The organism is Wolbachia endosymbiont of Drosophila baimaii (assembly GCF_028982185.1).
Taxonomy (GTDB): Bacteria; Pseudomonadota; Alphaproteobacteria; order Rickettsiales; family Anaplasmataceae; genus Wolbachia; species Wolbachia pipientis.
In genome coordinates this window covers 1-502 of the sequence record NZ_JAPQLE010000202.1, presented here as the reverse complement: position 1 = coordinate 502, position 502 = coordinate 1, and the positions used below count along the sequence as shown (strand labels likewise).

Sequence of the window (502 nt, the reverse complement as noted above, 5' to 3'; positions counted from 1 at the left end):
GTCATAACTATATGCTGCTGGCATGCTTACCATCACTACTATAAATCCATATCTTACCTTTTTTGGACTATTATGAGAAGTGCTATAAATCTCAAACAGATTTAAAACAGGTAGGAAGGAAATTAGAAGAACATATTAGACAAAGTAATCTAACTCTATTTGAAGAACTTAAAAATACATTAGGTCAAGAAAATCTCGGGTTAAAACCAGCTGATCAGAGTCAGATTAGCGAAGAAACTAAAAAACGCTTGAGAGAAGTTGGGTTGCTAAAAGACAGCTCAACAGACATAAAAGCAAACGATTCGGGCTATTCATCTCCAACTCATGCCAATCATGAACAATCTCAAGTAAATCCTGAGCAGTTAAAGAAGAGCTTAGAAAACATTGAACCAAAAGAAATCGGAGATACGAGTGAGTTATAGCATTTCTCATAATAGTCCGAACAGGTCATAGGAAGGCAGAATCAACAGCACGACGAAAGGATTCGAATAGAGGAATGTTT

The 502-nt window shown here is 36.1% G+C and carries 1 protein-coding gene; it reads left to right on the top strand.

Translation table 11 applies throughout. The features are described from left to right. Positions 1–62 precede the first annotated feature (62 nt). Positions 63–422, top strand: coding sequence for a hypothetical protein (locus OZD66_RS05860; protein ID WP_275022505.1), 360 nt, complete (start codon positions 63–65; stop codon positions 420–422). The last annotated feature ends 80 nt before the right edge of the window (positions 423–502 follow it).